Origin of the sequence: Serratia sp. AXJ-M (assembly GCF_046531865.1) — a bacterium.
GTDB classification, from domain to species: Bacteria; Pseudomonadota; Gammaproteobacteria; order Enterobacterales; family Enterobacteriaceae; genus Serratia; species Serratia liquefaciens.
Genome location: NZ_CP059394.1, coordinates 3,146,106 through 3,161,229, shown reverse-complemented (window position 1 = coordinate 3,161,229; position 15,124 = coordinate 3,146,106). Strand labels below are relative to the sequence as shown.

Annotated in this window: 17 protein-coding genes; 14 read left to right on the top strand and 3 right to left on the bottom strand. The window is 58.3% G+C overall.

Annotated elements, in window-relative coordinates; translation table 11 throughout:
• Window positions 1-60: 60 nt before the first annotated feature.
• The 5 genes from flhB to umuC all read left to right on the top strand — a co-directional run bounded on the left by flhB (window position 61) and on the right by umuC (window position 5,578).
• Window positions 61-1,212 carry a flagellar biosynthesis protein FlhB gene (gene flhB, locus H0S68_RS14820; protein ID WP_020827530.1) on the top strand — a complete coding sequence of 384 codons (1,152 nt, stop codon included), beginning with the start codon at window positions 61-63 and terminating at the stop codon, window positions 1,210-1,212.
• Window positions 1,205-3,283 carry a flagellar biosynthesis protein FlhA gene (flhA, locus tag H0S68_RS14815; RefSeq protein WP_020827529.1) on the top strand — a complete coding sequence of 693 codons (2,079 nt, stop codon included), beginning with the start codon at window positions 1,205-1,207 and terminating at the stop codon, window positions 3,281-3,283. Before flhB ends, flhA begins: the two co-directional genes overlap by 8 nt.
• Window positions 3,283-3,687, top strand: coding sequence for a flagellar protein FlhE (locus H0S68_RS14810; RefSeq protein ID WP_020827528.1), 405 nt, complete (start codon window positions 3,283-3,285; stop codon window positions 3,685-3,687). Before flhA ends, H0S68_RS14810 begins: the two co-directional genes overlap by 1 nt.
• A 210-nt stretch (window positions 3,688-3,897) precedes the next feature.
• Window positions 3,898-4,332, top strand: coding sequence for a translesion error-prone DNA polymerase V autoproteolytic subunit (umuD, locus tag H0S68_RS14805; RefSeq protein ID WP_122079706.1), 435 nt, complete (start codon window positions 3,898-3,900; stop codon window positions 4,330-4,332).
• The gene (gene umuC / locus H0S68_RS14800; protein ID WP_020827526.1) at window positions 4,316-5,578 is read left to right on the top strand and encodes a translesion error-prone DNA polymerase V subunit UmuC; all 1,263 of its coding nucleotides are present in this window, start codon (window positions 4,316-4,318) and stop codon (window positions 5,576-5,578) included. Before umuD ends, umuC begins: the two co-directional genes overlap by 17 nt.
• Window positions 5,579-5,639: 61 nt before the next feature.
• On the opposite strand, the gene H0S68_RS14795 is transcribed toward umuC, so the two are convergent.
• The 3 genes from H0S68_RS14795 to flgA all read right to left on the bottom strand — a co-directional run bounded on the left by H0S68_RS14795 (window position 5,640) and on the right by flgA (window position 7,223).
• Window positions 5,640-6,074 carry a flagella synthesis protein FlgN gene (locus H0S68_RS14795; protein ID WP_020827525.1) on the bottom strand — a complete coding sequence of 145 codons (435 nt, stop codon included), beginning with the start codon at window positions 6,072-6,074 and terminating at the stop codon, window positions 5,640-5,642.
• A gap of 47 nt (window positions 6,075-6,121) precedes the next feature.
• Window positions 6,122-6,448, bottom strand: a complete 327-nt coding sequence (gene flgM / locus H0S68_RS14790; protein WP_048760265.1) for a flagellar biosynthesis anti-sigma factor FlgM — start codon at window positions 6,446-6,448, stop codon at window positions 6,122-6,124.
• Window positions 6,449-6,569: 121 nt separating this feature from the next.
• Window positions 6,570-7,223 (bottom strand): flagellar basal body P-ring formation chaperone FlgA, encoded by a 654-nt coding sequence (flgA, locus tag H0S68_RS14785; protein WP_129940780.1) that lies wholly within the window; start codon window positions 7,221-7,223, stop codon window positions 6,570-6,572.
• 163 nt (window positions 7,224-7,386) lie between these two features.
• On the opposite strand from flgA, the gene flgB reads away from it, so the two are divergent.
• From flgB to flgJ, 9 genes are all read left to right on the top strand, one after another.
• Window positions 7,387-7,800, top strand: a complete 414-nt coding sequence (gene flgB, locus H0S68_RS14780; RefSeq protein ID WP_020827522.1) for a flagellar basal body rod protein FlgB — start codon at window positions 7,387-7,389, stop codon at window positions 7,798-7,800.
• Window positions 7,801-7,805: 5 nt separating this feature from the next.
• Complete coding sequence (gene flgC / locus H0S68_RS14775; protein ID WP_020827521.1) at window positions 7,806-8,210, top strand: flagellar basal body rod protein FlgC; 405 nt, start codon at window positions 7,806-7,808, stop codon at window positions 8,208-8,210.
• Between the two features lie 12 nt (window positions 8,211-8,222).
• Window positions 8,223-8,900: a flagellar hook assembly protein FlgD gene (gene flgD / locus H0S68_RS14770; protein ID WP_020827520.1), complete on the top strand. Its 678-nt coding sequence runs from the start codon at window positions 8,223-8,225 to the stop codon at window positions 8,898-8,900.
• A gap of 186 nt (window positions 8,901-9,086) precedes the next feature.
• On the top strand, window positions 9,087-10,310 hold the full coding sequence (gene flgE / locus H0S68_RS14765) for a flagellar hook protein FlgE (RefSeq protein WP_020827519.1): 1,224 nt from the start codon (window positions 9,087-9,089) through the stop codon (window positions 10,308-10,310).
• A 12-nt stretch (window positions 10,311-10,322) separates the two neighbouring features.
• Window positions 10,323-11,078 carry a flagellar basal body rod protein FlgF gene (locus tag H0S68_RS14760; protein ID WP_020827518.1) on the top strand — a complete coding sequence of 252 codons (756 nt, stop codon included), beginning with the start codon at window positions 10,323-10,325 and terminating at the stop codon, window positions 11,076-11,078.
• 18 nt (window positions 11,079-11,096) lie between these two features.
• Window positions 11,097-11,879, top strand: coding sequence for a flagellar basal-body rod protein FlgG (gene flgG, locus H0S68_RS14755; protein ID WP_020827517.1), 783 nt, complete (start codon window positions 11,097-11,099; stop codon window positions 11,877-11,879).
• A 235-nt stretch (window positions 11,880-12,114) separates the two neighbouring features.
• Complete coding sequence (flgH, locus tag H0S68_RS14750) at window positions 12,115-12,813, top strand: flagellar basal body L-ring protein FlgH (protein ID WP_020827516.1); 699 nt, start codon at window positions 12,115-12,117, stop codon at window positions 12,811-12,813.
• Window positions 12,814-12,958: 145 nt separating this feature from the next.
• A complete protein-coding gene (locus H0S68_RS14745; RefSeq protein WP_041414699.1) occupies window positions 12,959-14,059 on the top strand; it encodes a flagellar basal body P-ring protein FlgI in 1,101 nt (366 codons plus the stop codon).
• Window positions 14,059-15,000: a flagellar assembly peptidoglycan hydrolase FlgJ gene (flgJ, locus tag H0S68_RS14740; protein WP_410528803.1), complete on the top strand. Its 942-nt coding sequence runs from the start codon at window positions 14,059-14,061 to the stop codon at window positions 14,998-15,000. The genes H0S68_RS14745 and flgJ overlap by 1 nt, the downstream gene beginning before the upstream one ends.
• Window positions 15,001-15,124 lie beyond the last annotated feature (124 nt).

Genomic DNA, 15,124 nt, shown 5'->3' with positions numbered 1-15,124 from the left:
ATCAGCATTTTTTTGGCATGCTGACCGCAATTTTATTCCCTCCGGCACAGGAACCGCCCCGTGGCTGAAGACAGCGATCTGGAAAAGAGCGAGGCCCCCACGCCCCATAGGGTGGAGAAGGCGCGTGAAGATGGCCAGATCCCGCGTTCCCGCGAGCTGACGTCGGTGCTGATGCTGGTGGCAGGCTTGTCGATCATCTGGGTTTCCGGCGGCAACATGGCGCAACAGTTGGCGGCCATGCTGACCCAGGGTCTGAATTTCGACCACGGCATGGTCAGTAACGACAAGCAGATGCTGCGCCAGTTGGCGATGTTGTTACGCCAGGCGGTATGGGCGCTGTTGCCGATCATGGCCGGGTTGGCGCTGGTCGCGCTGACGGCGCCGATGCTGCTGGGCGGCCTGCTGCTGAGCGGTAAATCGCTCAAGTTCGATCTCAAGCGCATGAACCCGCTGTCCGGGCTGAAACGCATCTTTTCCAGCCAGGTGCTGGCGGAGCTGTTGAAGGGCATCCTGAAGGCGACGCTGGTAGGGTGGATCACCGGTTTATACCTGTGGCACAACTGGGCGGCGATGCTGCATCTGGTGACGCAACAGCCGCTCGATGCGCTGGGTAACGCGCTGCGAATGATCATCTTTTGCGGCCTGCTGGTGGTACTCGGGCTGACGCCGATGGTGGCGTTTGACGTGTTTTACCAACTGTGGAGCCACTTCAAAAAGCTGAAGATGACCAAGCAGGACATCCGCGACGAGTTCAAGGAGCAGGAGGGTGACCCGCACGTTAAAGGGCGTATCCGACAGCAACAGCGTGCCGTTGCACGGCGGCGAATGATGGCCGACGTCCCCAAGGCCGACGTCATTGTGACCAACCCGACGCATTACGCCGTCGCGCTGCAGTACAACGATAAAAACATGAGTGCGCCGAAGGTGCTGGCCAAAGGGGCCGGTGAAATTGCGCTGCGTATTCGTGAACTGGGGGCGGAACACCGTATTCCCATGCTCGAAGCACCGCCGTTGGCACGTGCTCTATATCGACACAGCGAGATTGGACAACACATTCCCGCCACCCTGTATGCCGCCGTGGCCGAAGTATTGGCCTGGGTTTACCAGCTGCGACGCTGGCGGCGCGAAGGGGGGCTGATCCCGAAAAAACCTGAACGTTTACCGGTGCCGGAAGCACTGGATTTTGCTGGAGAAAGTAATACAAATGGCTAATTTGGCCGCCTTGCTTCGTTTGCCGGGCAGTTTTAAAGATACGCAGTGGCAGGTGCTGGCCGGCCCGATACTGATCCTGATGATCCTGTCGATGATGGTGCTGCCGTTGCCGGCATTTATCCTCGATCTGCTGTTCACCTTCAATATTGCTTTGTCGATCATGGTGTTGCTGGTAGCGATGTTTACCCAGCGTACGCTTGAATTTGCCGCATTCCCCACCATTTTGCTGTTCTCAACCTTGCTGCGCCTGTCGCTCAACGTAGCTTCGACGCGCATCATCCTGATGGAAGGGCATACCGGGTCTGCCGCCGCAGGCCGCGTGGTAGAGGCCTTCGGTCACTTCCTGGTGGGCGGTAACTTCGCCATCGGTATCGTGGTGTTTATCATTTTGGTGCTGATCAACTTTATGGTTATCACCAAGGGTGCCGGGCGTATTGCCGAAGTGGGCGCACGCTTTGTGCTGGACGGCATGCCGGGCAAGCAGATGGCGATCGATGCCGATCTCAACGCCGGTTTGATCGGTGAAGAAGAGGCGAAAAAACGTCGCTCTGAGGTCACGCAGGAAGCGGACTTCTACGGTTCGATGGACGGTGCCAGTAAGTTTGTCCGTGGCGATGCGGTCGCCGGTCTGATGATCATGATGCTAAACGTGGTCGGTGGTCTGTTGGTCGGCGTGCTCCAGCACGGAATGGAACTGGGCACGGCGGCGGAAACTTACACCTTGCTGACCATCGGTGACGGCCTGGTGGCGCAGATCCCGGCGTTGGTGATTTCGACCGCCGCCGGCGTGATCGTGACTCGCGTGGCGACCGATCAGGACGTTGGCGAGCAGATGGTTGGCCAACTGTTCAACAACCCGCGGGTTATGTTGCTCAGCGCCGCGGTGCTCGGCCTGCTTGGGCTGGTCCCGGGGATGCCGAACCTGGTATTTCTGCTGTTTACCGCCGCTCTGTTAGGGTTGGCCTGGTGGCTGCGCGGGCGCGATCAGCAAGCGCCCAAAGTGCAGGAAGTGCCGGTCACGCAGGATAATCCGCAGGCGGTGGAAGCCAGTTGGTCTGACGTGCAGCTGGAAGATCCGTTGGGGATGGAGGTCGGTTACCGGCTGATCCCGATGGTGGATTTCCAACAGAATGGTGAATTGCTGGGCCGTATCCGCGGCATCCGTAAAAAATTCGCGCAGGAGATGGGCTATCTGCCACCGGTGGTGCATATCCGCGACAACCTGGAACTGCCGCCGGCCAGCTACCGTATTTTGATGAAGGGCGTAGAAATCGGCAGTGGCGAAGCGCAACCGGGCCGCTGGCTGGCAATTAACCCAGGCAATGCGGTGGGCGAGTTGGCGGGGGATAAAACCACCGATCCGGCGTTTGGGCTGGAAGCGGTATGGATTGACAGCGCGCTGCGCGAGCAGGCGCAGATCCAGGGCTTCACCGTAGTGGAAGCCAGCACGGTGGTCGCGACGCACCTTAATCATTTGATTGGCCAGTTTGCCAGTGAGCTGTTTGGCCGACAGGAAGCGCAGCAATTACTGGATCGCGTCGCACAGGACATGCCGAAGCTGACCGAAGATTTCGTGCCGGGCGTGGTAAGCCTGACCACGCTGCACAAGGTGTTGCAGAACCTGCTGGCGGAACGGGTTTCCATCCGCGATATGCGCACCATTATTGAAACGCTGGCGGAGCATGCCCCATCACAAACCGACCCTTATGAGCTGACCACCGTGGTGCGCGTGGCGCTGGGAAGGGCGATCACCCAACAGTGGTTCCCGGGCAACGGTGAAATTCAGGTGATTGGCCTGGATACCCAGCTCGAGCGTCTGTTACTGCAAGCGCTGCAGGGCGGCGGCGGTTTGGAACCGGGCCTGGCGGATCGTTTATTGGATCAGGCCAAACAGGCGTTGCAGCGGCAGGAAATGCTCAGCGCGCCGCCGGTACTGTTAGTGAATCACGCACTGCGGGCCTTGCTGGCGCGTTTCCTGCGTCGCAGCCTGCCGCAGATGGTGGTGTTGTCGAATCTGGAGATCAATGACGACCGCCAAATCCGCATGACCTCCACCATTGGGGCCGCATAATGAAACACCGTCTGGCGTTAATTTGCCTGTTAGCGCCGTTGAGCGTGCAGGCAGCATCCGGTTCTTGGGTAGCCGACAGCGTCGGCGCCACGCTGGAATATGGTGGTGAGCGGGGGGAATCGCCGGGGTTACGCGCCCCCAATGCGTTGCCGGACGCCAATGCCCGCATCACCAGCGTAAGCTGGCGTTACCGGCTGCTGGCCGATGAGCCGGCGGGCATGCAGGCGCAGCTTTGCACCCTGACGCGCTGCATTGTGTTGGGCGGCGGCAGCGGCAGCAGCACCGGGCTGAAAGGGGAACCGGCGAACGCCGAACTGCGTTTTGTTTATTACGTGCAGGCGCGCGGCAGCCTGAATCCGCCGCTGCGCGTGATCAGCAATCAGGTGATTGTGAATTACGAGTAAAACTAAAACGACACAAGCCAGGCTCCTCAGGCCGTTGCCTTCGACCTGGTTTTATTCCGTTGCCCCAAAGCGTGTTTAGCCACGGGGCAGGTAGGCCAATTTAAATTTCCTGATGCTTCAACTGCTTTCAGGAATTTTATTATACGCCGCTTGATCGTTGCGGCCGATCATGGATACTGTATATAAATACAGTTATTCGGATCCGCCATTATGCAGTTTATTCACCCCAGTCAGCTCACTCCCGGTTTATTACTTCCCCTCTTTATGGAGCGAGTCTCCTGCGGTTTTCCCAGTCCGGCTCAGGACTATGTCGAAGACAGTCTCGACCTGAATAAGCTGGTGGTGAAACACCCCAGTGCGACGTACTTTGTCCGGGTCAGTGGTGATTCGATGATCGGCGCAGGTATCAGCCACGGTGACTTACTGGTGGTTGATCGTTCCTTGACCGCCGTTCATGGCGACATCGTCATAGCGGCAGTGGCCGGCGAATTTACCGTGAAGGAGCTGCAAACCCATCCACGTATTCAGCTGGTGCCTCATAATACGGATTATTCTCCGATCGTTTTCCAGGCCGAAGAAGAGCTGGAAATCTTTGGCGTTGTGACATTTACCTTGAAATCAAACCGACATGTTCGCACTTGTTGACGTCAACAGCTTCTACACGTCCTGCGAGACTGTTTTTCGGCCAGATCTTAAGGGCAAACCGATCGTCGTCGTTTCAAACAATGACGGATGCGTTATTTCACTTTCGGCGGAAGCCAAAGCGCTGGGCATCAAAATGGGGGCGCCTTACTTCAAAATCAAAGAGCAATTACGGCACCAGCAGGTCAGCGTTTTCAGCTCGAATTATACGCTTTATGCCGATCTCAGCCATCGGGTGATGCTGACGCTAATCGAGATGGCCCCTGTCGTAGAGATATACTCCATCGATGAAGCTTTTATCGATGTGTCTGGCCTGAGTAGCAGCCTTCCGCTGAGCACCTTTGGCCATCAAATGCGCGATCGGGTGTTAAAGAATACCGGGTTAACCGTTGGCGTGGGGATCGCGCAAACCAAGACACTGGCGAAGATCGCCAATTTTGCGGCAAAGAAGTGGCGTCAAACGGGGGGCGTTGTTGAGTTGTCCGATCCTGAGCGTCTGCGAAAACTGCTGGCGTTAGTGCCGGTGGACGAGGTGTGGGGCGTGGGCCGCCGCATCGGCAAGAAGCTCAGCTTTATGGGGATCGAAACGGCGCTACAGCTTGCTGACTGTTCAACCTGGGTGATCCGTAAACACTTTAATGTGGTACTCGAACGTACGGTTCGTGAATTGCGCGGCGAATCCTGTTTGGCATTGGATGAGTTTGCGCCCACCAAACAGCAGATCATCTGTAGCCGCTCATTTGGTCACCGCATCACGGCTTATCAAGATATGCGCCAGGCCATTTGTACCTATGCGGAACGCGCAGCCGAAAAGCTCAGGGCAGAGAAGCAGTTCTGCTGTGTGATCAGCGTCTTTATGCGAACCAGTCCCCATGCCGAAAATGAAACATTTTACGGCCCTCAGGCCAGCGGGCGCCTGGCGATCCCTTCCAACGATACGCGTGACATTATTCGCGTTGCAGTCAGCGCGCTTGACCGTATCTGGAAAGACGATTTTCGCTATATGAAAGCCGGTGTGATGCTGAGTGATTTTTTTAGCCAGGGGGTGGCGCAGCTTAATTTGTTTGATGAACACCAGCCCAGGCCTAACAGCAGTGAGTTAATGCAGACCCTTGATCGGCTTAATCAGTCCGGTCGGGGCACTGTGTGGTTTGCCGGGCAGGGGATCCAAAAAAGCTGGGCGATGAAACGCGAAATGCTGTCCCCCAGCTATACCACAAGGTACTCGGACCTGCCGTTCGTCAAATAGCCCTGGGGTCTTATCATCCACCGGTTGAGCCCGCTCAGGTGTATCAACAATCATTCTTTGATTAAACGCCGATTTTTCGCCCCAGCAGGCTGGCATTGCGCGACTGGCCATCCGGGCCGTAGAGCGATTTGTTTTGCTTGCTCAGGATCGCCAACGCCTGAGCGTTGTGATCGATCTGTTGATTGAGCAGCATGCCGTTATGCTGGTTTTTTTCCCGCAGCTGCTGGCTGAGCGTTTGTACTCGTTGCCAGCCGTCCGCCAGGCGCGGGTGCGCGGAATAGGGTGCCTGTTGCCCCTGTGCGCGCTCCAGGTTCAGCCGCTGCTGCTCCAGATAGTTTACCGTGGCCAGCAACTGGCTCTTGGCATCGGTAGCGCGTTGCAGCGCCACGCCCGGTAATTGTCCCGAACAGAGCAGATGATGTTCTTCCGTCAGCACCGTACTCAGCGCATTCAGGGTTTCCAACAGCTTATCAATCAGTTGCGCCAGACTTTCCATTACGAATAACCACCTGTCAAAGAATTCCTTGGTGTTTAACCCGAGGGTTAAGCCTCCGGCGTTTGCTGGCCGTTAGCCATCCACAGGGCATCGCTTTGCGCGTCTTTCAGTAGCGCATCGGCAATTTTCCCGGCATCCATTTTCAGTTCGCCGTTGCGGATCGCCTGCTTGATGGCGTCCACCCGATTCATATCAATATCTTGCGTACCCGGCTGCATCAGGCGCGCTTGCGCGTCGCTCAATTTTACCTGGGTGCCGCTGACGGTGCTTTCCGTCTGGGCAGCTTTGCGTGGCTGAAGTGGGCTTTCAGTCGCGGTTTCACGAGGTTGCACCGTTGGAACGGGTTGCAGCCGCTGGGTGCGATCGATACTCATGGTCAATCTCCATCGATGCCATCGCCGCGAAGGCAATGGCTGATATTTTTGTGGCCCTGGCGGCCAATAAAAGTCTGCTTATGATTTTCTTATCGGCAAGTTTTGATAAACCTTTACCTTTTTATAACCCAATACGGATCGTACCGTCATCACTGGCTATGCCGCTGACGATTTGTCCGGAAGCCATACGCACACGGACATTGTCTTCGGCGGCGGCATTGTTCATGGCTTTGCCCGTACCGCTGATGTTAAATCCACTTCCCTGCGCGGTCACCTGCACCGCCTGACCGGCCTTGATAACCCAGGCGCGACGCAGCATGGCGAAGGTCAGCGGCTGACCGGGACTGATATTGCGCAGGCTGACAGCCCCCAGTGCTTTGCCGGTTTCGCTTAGCGTGCGCGGTGGCAAGGTGTCGAGCCGGCCACTTTTGAACCTGATGTCCGCCGCCGTCAGCTTGCTGCCGGCGCTGATGCCGCGGGCCGACACCAGATATTGGCCGATCACCTGAACCTGGGTCTGGATAAAGCGCCGTTCCTGGCCGCAGCGTGCCGAAACGCTGATATTACCCCAACGCCGCGCATTCTGTGGCAAAGAGAGCTGCGGGAATTCGCACTGTGGCCATTGGGTGGCGGGCGTGCGCACCAGCACTTTAACCTGCACCGGACTGCCGCTGAACTGGCTGCTGATGAAGCGATCGATCTGCGCCGCCAGATCTTCGGCCCGTGCGTTCAGGCTGCACAGCAGGGCTGCCAACAACAGCATTTTCGCTTTCATCTCCGCTTCTTCCTCAAAAAGCCTCAGGGTGCACGTAAGTGTACCCGGAGTGCGCGCAGGCTAAGCAGATAAATAGCGACGCATTTTGCCCTTATTCCCACGATAGGCTGGCGGAAGGGACGTTTATGCTGTCGGCTCCAAATTCTAACCTCGCGGAGGGAGCATGATCGACAAACTGGACGCTGCTCTGCGCTTTGGTCAAGAGGCGCTGAACCTGCGCGCCCAGCGGCAGGAAATTCTGGCCGCCAACATCGCCAACGCAGACACCCCGGGTTATCAGGCGCGGGATATCGATTTCGCCGGCCAACTGAACAAGGTGCTGGAGCAAGGGCGCGCCAGCGGCAGCGGCATTGCGCTGAACATGACGTCATCGCGCCATATTCCGGCGCAGAACATGCAGCCGCCACAGCTCGACTTGCTGTTCCGCGTGCCGGATCAGCCCTCCATGGACGGCAACACGGTTGACATGGATCGCGAACGCACCAACTTCGCCGATAACAGCCTGAAGTATCAGACCGACCTGACGCTGATCAACGGTCAGATCAAAGGGATGATGTCAGTGTTACAACAAGGATAAGGCGCATGTCGCTACTGAATATTTTTGATATCTCCGGCTCGGCGCTGTCTGCCCAGTCGCAACGCATGAACGTCAGCGCCAGCAACATGGCCAATGCCGACAGCGTCACCGGGCCGGATGGCCAACCCTACCGCGCCAAGCAGGTGGTGTTTGAAGTTGCCGCCGCGGCCGGACAACCTACCGGCGGCGTACGCGTAGCGCAGGTGGTTGACGACCCGGCGCCGGAGCGTCTGGTTTACCAACCGGGTAATCCGCTGGCAGACGGCAAGGGCTATGTGCGCATGCCTAACGTGGATGTGGTGGGTGAGATGGTCAACACCATTTCCGCCTCCCGCAGCTATCAGGCCAACGTCGAGGTGCTCAACACCACCAAGTCGATGATGATGAAAACCCTGACGCTGGGTCAATAACCGGAGCTTGCCATGGCGATTGCCGCAACCACCACTGAATCGCTGGATAACAGCGTCATCGGTGCCAACGCAAAAAATAACACCAGCCAGGATCTGAGCAACAGCTTCCTGACGCTGCTGGTGGCGCAGTTGAAGAATCAGGATCCGACCAACCCGATGCAGAACAATGAACTGACCAGCCAATTGGCGCAGATCAATACCGTTCAGGGCATCGAGAAACTCAACACCACGCTGGGGTCGATCTCCGGGCAGATCAACAGCAATCAATCGCTGCAGGCTACCGCTTTGATCGGCCACGGCGTGATGGTCCCGGGCAGCAATATTCTGGCCGGCAGCAAAGACGGCAAGGTCAGCACCACGCCGTTTGGTCTGGAACTGGAGCGTGCGGCCGACTCGGTGACCGCCACCATTACCGACGCCACCGGCAAAGCGGTACGCACCATTGATCTCGGCGGCCTGACCGCTGGCGTGCATTCGTTCAGTTGGGACGGATCGATGACGGACGGCACCACCGCACCGGACGGTGCCTACAGCTTTACGATCAACGCCAAAGCCAACGGCGAACAGCTGGTGGCGCGCAATCTGCATTTTGGCATGGTCAACGGCGTCATCCGCGACGCGAACGGCGCGAAGCTGGATCTGGGCCTGGCGGGCAGCGCCACGCTGGAGGATGTCCGGCAGATCCTTTAACCCAATACCCTTCATCCTTCAGGCTGCAGCGTTGTTGGCTGTGCGCACTCACCCCAGTCACTTACGTGAGTAAGCTCCTGGGGACTCCTGCGCTTGCCGCCTAACTGCAACATGAAAGCTATTGGGTATCTCAAAACACTATCAGGCGTTATCGGACGATAGCCTGACCACTATTCGGAGAATGACATGGCCTTTTCTCAGGCAGTAAGCGGCTTAAACGCGGCAGCAACCAATCTGGACGTGATCGGTAACAACATCGCTAACTCCGCCACTTCCGGTTTTAAATCAGGCAGCGTTTCCTTTGCTGACATGTTCGCCGGTTCACAGGTTGGCCTGGGCGTTAAGGTGGCGGGGATCACCCAGAACTTTAAAGGCGGCACCACCACCGGCACCAGCCGTGCGCTGGACGTGGCGATTTCCGGCAACGGTTTCTTCCGTCTGCAGGATCAAGACGGCGGCATTTTCTACAGCCGTAACGGCCAGTTCAAACTGGATGAAAACCGTAACCTGACCAACATGCAGGGCCTGCAACTGACCGGCTACCCGGCTGCCGGTACGCCGCCGACCATTCAACAGGGCGCGAACCCGGTGCCGCTGAGCATTCCGGAAGGCATGATGAACGCCAAGGCATCAACCTCCGGCAACATGGTCGCCAACCTTAAATCCACGCATAAGGTTCCGGATAACCACACCTTCGATCCCGCCAAGAAGGATTCTTACAACTACGTCAACACCATCACCACTTATGACTCGTTAGGTAACGCGCACAACATCAACGCCTACTTTGTAAAAACCGACGAGAACAAGTGGCAGGTTTATACCCAGGATGGAACGGCTGCTCCGGTAGATGCCGGTACCATGACGTTCGACACCAGCGGCAATCTGGCCAGCACCACCAGCAAACAAGGCACCGCCGGCGAATTCAGCATGCTGATCCCGATGGAAGCCAAAGATGGCGCGCCGGCACAGAACTTCACCCTGAATTTCGCCAAGAGCATGCAGCAGAGCGTCAGCGCCGACTCCGTCAGCAAAGTGTCGCAGGATGGCTATGGCGCAGGCGAATACACCAACTTCCAGATCAACAACGACGGCACGGTGATGGGCATCTACTCCAACCAGCAGACTCAGGTGCTGGGTCAGATCGTCATGGCCAACTTCTCCAACCCGGAAGGCCTGTCTTCTCAGGGCGATAACGTTTGGCAGGAAACCGGCGCATCCGGTCAGCCACGCGTAGGTCTGGCGGGCAACGGCGGTTTGGGCAAACTGACCAGCGGCGCGCTGGAAGCCTCCAACGTCGATCTGAGCCAGGAACTGGTGAACATGATCGTCGCACAACGTAACTACCAGTCGAACGCCCAAACCATCAAAACGCAGGACTCGATTCTGCAAACGCTGGTTAGCCTGCGCTAATAGGACTGATTTATGGATCACGCGATTTATACCGCGATGGGCGCAGCGCGACAGACGCTGGAGCAACAGTCTGTCACCGCCAATAATCTGGCCAACGCATCGACGCCGGGCTTTCGCGCCCAGCTGTCGGCGCTGCGTGCCGTGCCGGTGGATGGGCCAAGCTTGCCGACGCGAACGCTGGTTACCGCGTCAACGCCGGGCGCGGACATGAGCCAGGGGGCGCTGAATTACACCGCCCGCCCGCTGGACGTGGCGCTGCAGCAGGACGGCTTTCTGGCCGTCAGCCTGCCGGACGGCGGCGAAGCCTACACCCGTAACGGTAACATCCAGATCTCCTCCACCGGGCAGTTGACGGTGCAGGGCGTGCCGCTGATGGGCGACGGCGGACCGATTGAGGTACCCCCGTCGGCAGAGATCACCATTGCCGCCGACGGGACCATCTCGGCGCTGAATGCGGGCGATCCGCCGAACAGCATTGCACAGATCGGCAGGCTGAAACTGGTGAAGGCCGACGCGCGCGAAGTGATGCGTGGCGATGACGGGTTGTTCCGCCTGACGCCGGAAACCCAACGGCAGCGCGGCAATCAGTTGCCGAACGATCCGCTGGTGCAGGTGATGCCGGGCGTGCTGGAAGGCAGCAACGTCAAACCGATGGAAACCATGGTCGACATGATTGCCAACGCCCGCCGTTTTGAAATGCAAATGAAGGTCATCCACAGCGTGGATGAAAATGAACAGCGCGCCAATTCATTGTTATCAATGAGTTAATTAGCAAGGAAATAACCCATGATCCCATCTTTATGGATTGCCAAAACCGGTCTGGATGCGCAGCAGACCAATATGGACGTGATCGCCAACAACCTGGCCAACGTCAGCACTAACGGTTTTAAACGCCAGCGTGCAGTGTTCGAAGATCTGCTGTACCAGACCATGCGTCAGCCGGGGGCGCAGTCCTCCGAGCAGACGACGCTGCCGTCCGGACTGCAGATCGGTACCGGCGTGCGGCCGGTGGCGACCGAGCGTCTGCACAGCCAGGGCAACCTGTCGCAGACCAACAACAGCAAGGACATCGCCATCAAGGGGCAGGGCTTTTTCCAGGTGATGATGCCGGACGGCACCCTGGCCTATACCCGCGACGGCTCGTTCCAGAGAGATCAGAACGGCCAACTGGTGACCGCCAGCGGCTTCCAGGTACAACCGGCGATCACCATTCCGGCCAATGCCCTGAGCATCACCGTAGGCCGCGACGGCATCGTCAGCGCCACCCTGCAGGGGCAGACCGCCGCCCAGCAGGTGGGCCAACTGACGCTGACCACCTTTATCAATGACAGCGGCCTGGAAAGCATGGGCGAGAACCTGTACCAGGAAACCGAGAGTTCCGGCGCGCCGAACGAGAGCACGCCTGGGCTAAACGGTGCCGGTCTGCTGTATCAGGGCTATGTGGAAACCTCCAACGTCAACGTGGCGGAAGAGCTGGTCAACATGATCCAGACCCAACGTGCTTACGAAATCAACAGCAAAGCGGTATCGACGTCCGATCAGATGCTGCAAAAGCTGACGCAACTGTAATTGACGGGCGCCGCTGCGCCCGCAAGGTCGTTAACCAATCTTAAAACAGGGTTGGAAGGTCAGGATTTGCTAACAAAAAATGAAGGAAAATCAAATTATTGATTTTCGGCTAATAACCACAAAGTGGGGAAAAACCACGCTTTTTCCCCACTTTGTCAACACATTCACGGGTGCTGCAGCGCCCGTAACCCTATTTTGTGAAACAAAGGCGATACCCGTGGTAACCACAACTCTGATGGAAAATCCGCCGCAAGGAAAACGCTGGCTGGCGGCAATGGTGATGCTGACGCTGAGCGGCTGCGCTTACATTCCACATAAACCCCTGGTTGACGGGGCTACCACGGCACAGCCGGCGCCGGCGGGCGCGCCCGTGCCGAACGGTTCCATTTTCCAGACGGTGCAGCCGATGAACTACGGTTATCAGCCGCTGTTTGAAGACCGTCGTCCGCGCAACGTCGGCGATACCCTGACGATCGTGCTGCAGGAAAACGTCAGCGCCAGCAAAAGCTCCTCTGCCAACGCCAGCCGCAACGGGGCCAGCAAGTTCGGCGTGGCCACCTCGCCACGCTACCTCGATGGCTTGCTAGGCAATGCGCGTGCCGACATGGATATCTCCGGTGACAGCACCTTCGGTGGCAAGGGCGGGGCCAACGCCAACAACACCTTTAACGGCACCATTACCGTGACGGTCAATCAGGTGCTGGTGAACGGAAACCTGCACGTGGTGGGGGAAAAACAGATCGCCATTAATCAGGGCACCGAATTTATCCGTTTCTCCGGGGTCGTCAACCCGCGCACCATCAGTGGCAGCAACTCGGTTACCTCCACCCAGGTGGCGGATGCGCGCATTGAATATGTCGGTAACGGCTATATCAACGAAGCGCAGACCATGGGGTGGTTACAGCGCTTCTTCTTAAATGTCTCACCGTTTTGAGTACAGGCTATTTTTCTTGCCATTTTGAGGTTGGGCAGTGCTCGGGGCAGTCACGTACTGCGTGTACGCTCCATTCCCTGTGCGCCGCCCGCCCCCAAACTGCCTGCGACAATAACGCCTTGTGGGTAAGGCGAATGAGGTTCCAATGTTAAAGAAATTTCTAATGGCGCTGGTGATTTGTGCGCTGAGCCTGCCGGCCGCGGCGGAGCGCATTCGCGATCTGGTCACGGTGCAGGGCGTACGCGATAACGCGCTGATCGGTTACGGACTGGTGGTGGGGCTGGACGGTTCCGGTGACCAGACCATGCAGACCCCGTTCACCACCCAGAGCCTGAGCAACATGCTGTCGCAGTTGGGTATCACCGTGCCACCGGGCACCAACATGCAGTTGAAAAACGTGGCGGCGGTCATGGTCACCGCCAAGCTGCCGCCGTTTTCGCGCACCGGGCAGAATATCGACGTGGTGGTGTCCTCCATGGGTAACGCCAAGAGCCTGCGTGGTGGCACTTTGCTGATGACGCCGCTGAAAGGGGTAGATAATCAGGTTTACGCGCTGGCGCAGGGCAACGTGCTGGTCGGCGGAGCCGGCGCTTCGGCCGGTGGCAGCAGCGTACAGGTTAACCAACTGGCCGGTGGGCGCATCAGCAACGGCGCCACCATTGAGCGCGAGCTGCCGACCACCTTTGGGGCCGGCGGAGTGATTAACCTGCAGCTCAACGATGAAGACTTTACGCTGGCACAACAGATCAGCGACGCCATCAACCGTCAACGCGGCGGTGGCACGGCTTCACCGTTGGACGCCCGTACCATTCAGGTGCTGGTGCCACAGGGCAACAGTTCGCAGGTGCGCTTCCTGGCGGAGATCCAGAACATTAATGTCAGCGTCGGGGCGATCGACGCCAAGGTGATCATCAACTCACGCACCGGTTCGGTAGTAATGAACCGCGACGTGATCCTGGATTCCTGCGCGGTGGCGCAAGGCAACCTGTCGGTGGTGGTCGATCGGCAAAATACCGTCAGCCAGCCAAATACCCCGTTTGGCGGCGGGCAAACGGTGGTGACGCCGAACACCCAGATTTCGGTGCAACAGCAGGGCGGCTCGCTGCAGAAGGTCAACGCCAGCGCCAATCTGAACAACGTGATCCGCGCGCTTAACGCGTTGGGGGCAACGCCGATCGATCTGATGTCTATCCTGCAGGCGATGCAAAGCGCCGGCTGTCTGCGCGCCAAGCTGGAAATTATCTGATGGCCGGCGATCTGATGGCAATGTCGGGCGCCGCCTATGACGCGCAGGCGCTTAATGGACTGAAACGCGATGCGGCGAGCGATCCGCAGGGCAACCTGAAACAGGTGGCGCAGCAGGTTGAAGGCATGTTCGTGCAGATGATGCTGAAAAGCATGCGTGCCGCGCTGCCGCAGGATGGGATCTTGAGCAGCGATCAGTCTCGGCTCTACACCTCAATGTATGACCAGCAAATTGCCCAGCAGATGTCGCAGAAAGGCCTGGGGCTGGCCGACATGATGGTGAAGCAGATGAGCAACGCCAACGCGGTGCCGAGCGAAACGGCGGGCACGTCGCCGATGGCGCTGGACGATGAGGTGTTGCGAACGCTGCCGAATCAGGCGCTGGAGCAGACTCTCCGCCGCGCGGTGCCGAAAGCGCCGAGCGCTGCCCCGCTGCCGCTCAACAACGGCAACTTTGTTGCCCGGCTGTCTACTCCTGCGCGCGTCGTCAGCCAGCAGAGCGGCATTCCGCATCAGCTGATTGTGGCACAGGCCGCGCTGGAGTCCGGCTGGGGTCAGCGTGAGATCCCGGCCGCCGACGGTTCGCCGAGCTACAACCTGTTTGGCATCAAGGCGGGCGGCAGCTGGGACGGGCCGGTGACCGAGATCACCACCACCGAGTTCGAGCAGGGCGCGGCGAAGAAGATCAAGGCGAAGTTCCGGGTTTACGGTTCTTACGTCGAGGCGATGGCCGACTACGTCAAGCTGTTGACTAATAACCCACGCTACGCCGGGGTGGCCAACGCCCGCAGCCCGGAGCAGGCGGCGCAGGCGCTGCAACAGGCCGGTTATGCCACCGATCCGCAATATGCCAGCAAGTTGGTCAGCGTGATACAGCAGATGAAAAACGCCGGCGAGCAGGTGGTGAAGGCGTATACCCACGACCTGAAGGATCTTTTTTAGCCACTGGACGCAGCATGCAGCGCCCCTACGCAATAGGCCGTATTTAAATGTAGGGGTCCAGCATGCTGGACCCGGATTTTTCCCTCAAGTTTCCCCCGTTTTTGCCGATAACCAAGACAGGCTG

Bases quoted from the DNA above. Each gene is read 5' to 3' on its own strand.
- flhA (WP_020827529.1), top strand. From the start codon at position 1,205: ATGGCTAATTTGGCCGCCTTGCTTCGTTTGCCGGGCAGTTTTAAAGAT.
- umuC (WP_020827526.1), top strand. From the start codon at position 4,316: ATGTTCGCACTTGTTGACGTCAACAGCTTCTACACGTCCTGCGAGACT.
- flgE (WP_020827519.1), top strand. From the start codon at position 9,087: ATGGCCTTTTCTCAGGCAGTAAGCGGCTTAAACGCGGCAGCAACCAAT.
- H0S68_RS14745 (WP_041414699.1), top strand. From the start codon at position 12,959: ATGTTAAAGAAATTTCTAATGGCGCTGGTGATTTGTGCGCTGAGCCTG.
- H0S68_RS14760 (WP_020827518.1), top strand. From the start codon at position 10,323: ATGGATCACGCGATTTATACCGCGATGGGCGCAGCGCGACAGACGCTG.
- flgC (WP_020827521.1), top strand. From the start codon at position 7,806: ATGTCGCTACTGAATATTTTTGATATCTCCGGCTCGGCGCTGTCTGCC.
- flgJ (WP_410528803.1), top strand. From the start codon at position 14,059: ATGGCCGGCGATCTGATGGCAATGTCGGGCGCCGCCTATGACGCGCAG.
- flgA (WP_129940780.1), bottom strand. From the start codon at position 7,223: ATGAAAGCGAAAATGCTGTTGTTGGCAGCCCTGCTGTGCAGCCTGAAC.
- H0S68_RS14795 (WP_020827525.1), bottom strand. From the start codon at position 6,074: ATGGAAAGTCTGGCGCAACTGATTGATAAGCTGTTGGAAACCCTGAAT.
- flgH (WP_020827516.1), top strand. From the start codon at position 12,115: ATGGAAAATCCGCCGCAAGGAAAACGCTGGCTGGCGGCAATGGTGATG.
- H0S68_RS14810 (WP_020827528.1), top strand. From the start codon at position 3,283: ATGAAACACCGTCTGGCGTTAATTTGCCTGTTAGCGCCGTTGAGCGTG.
- flgB (WP_020827522.1), top strand. From the start codon at position 7,387: ATGATCGACAAACTGGACGCTGCTCTGCGCTTTGGTCAAGAGGCGCTG.
- flgG (WP_020827517.1), top strand. From the start codon at position 11,097: ATGATCCCATCTTTATGGATTGCCAAAACCGGTCTGGATGCGCAGCAG.
- flgM (WP_048760265.1), bottom strand. From the start codon at position 6,448: ATGAGTATCGATCGCACCCAGCGGCTGCAACCCGTTCCAACGGTGCAA.
- umuD (WP_122079706.1), top strand. From the start codon at position 3,898: ATGCAGTTTATTCACCCCAGTCAGCTCACTCCCGGTTTATTACTTCCC.
- flgD (WP_020827520.1), top strand. From the start codon at position 8,223: ATGGCGATTGCCGCAACCACCACTGAATCGCTGGATAACAGCGTCATC.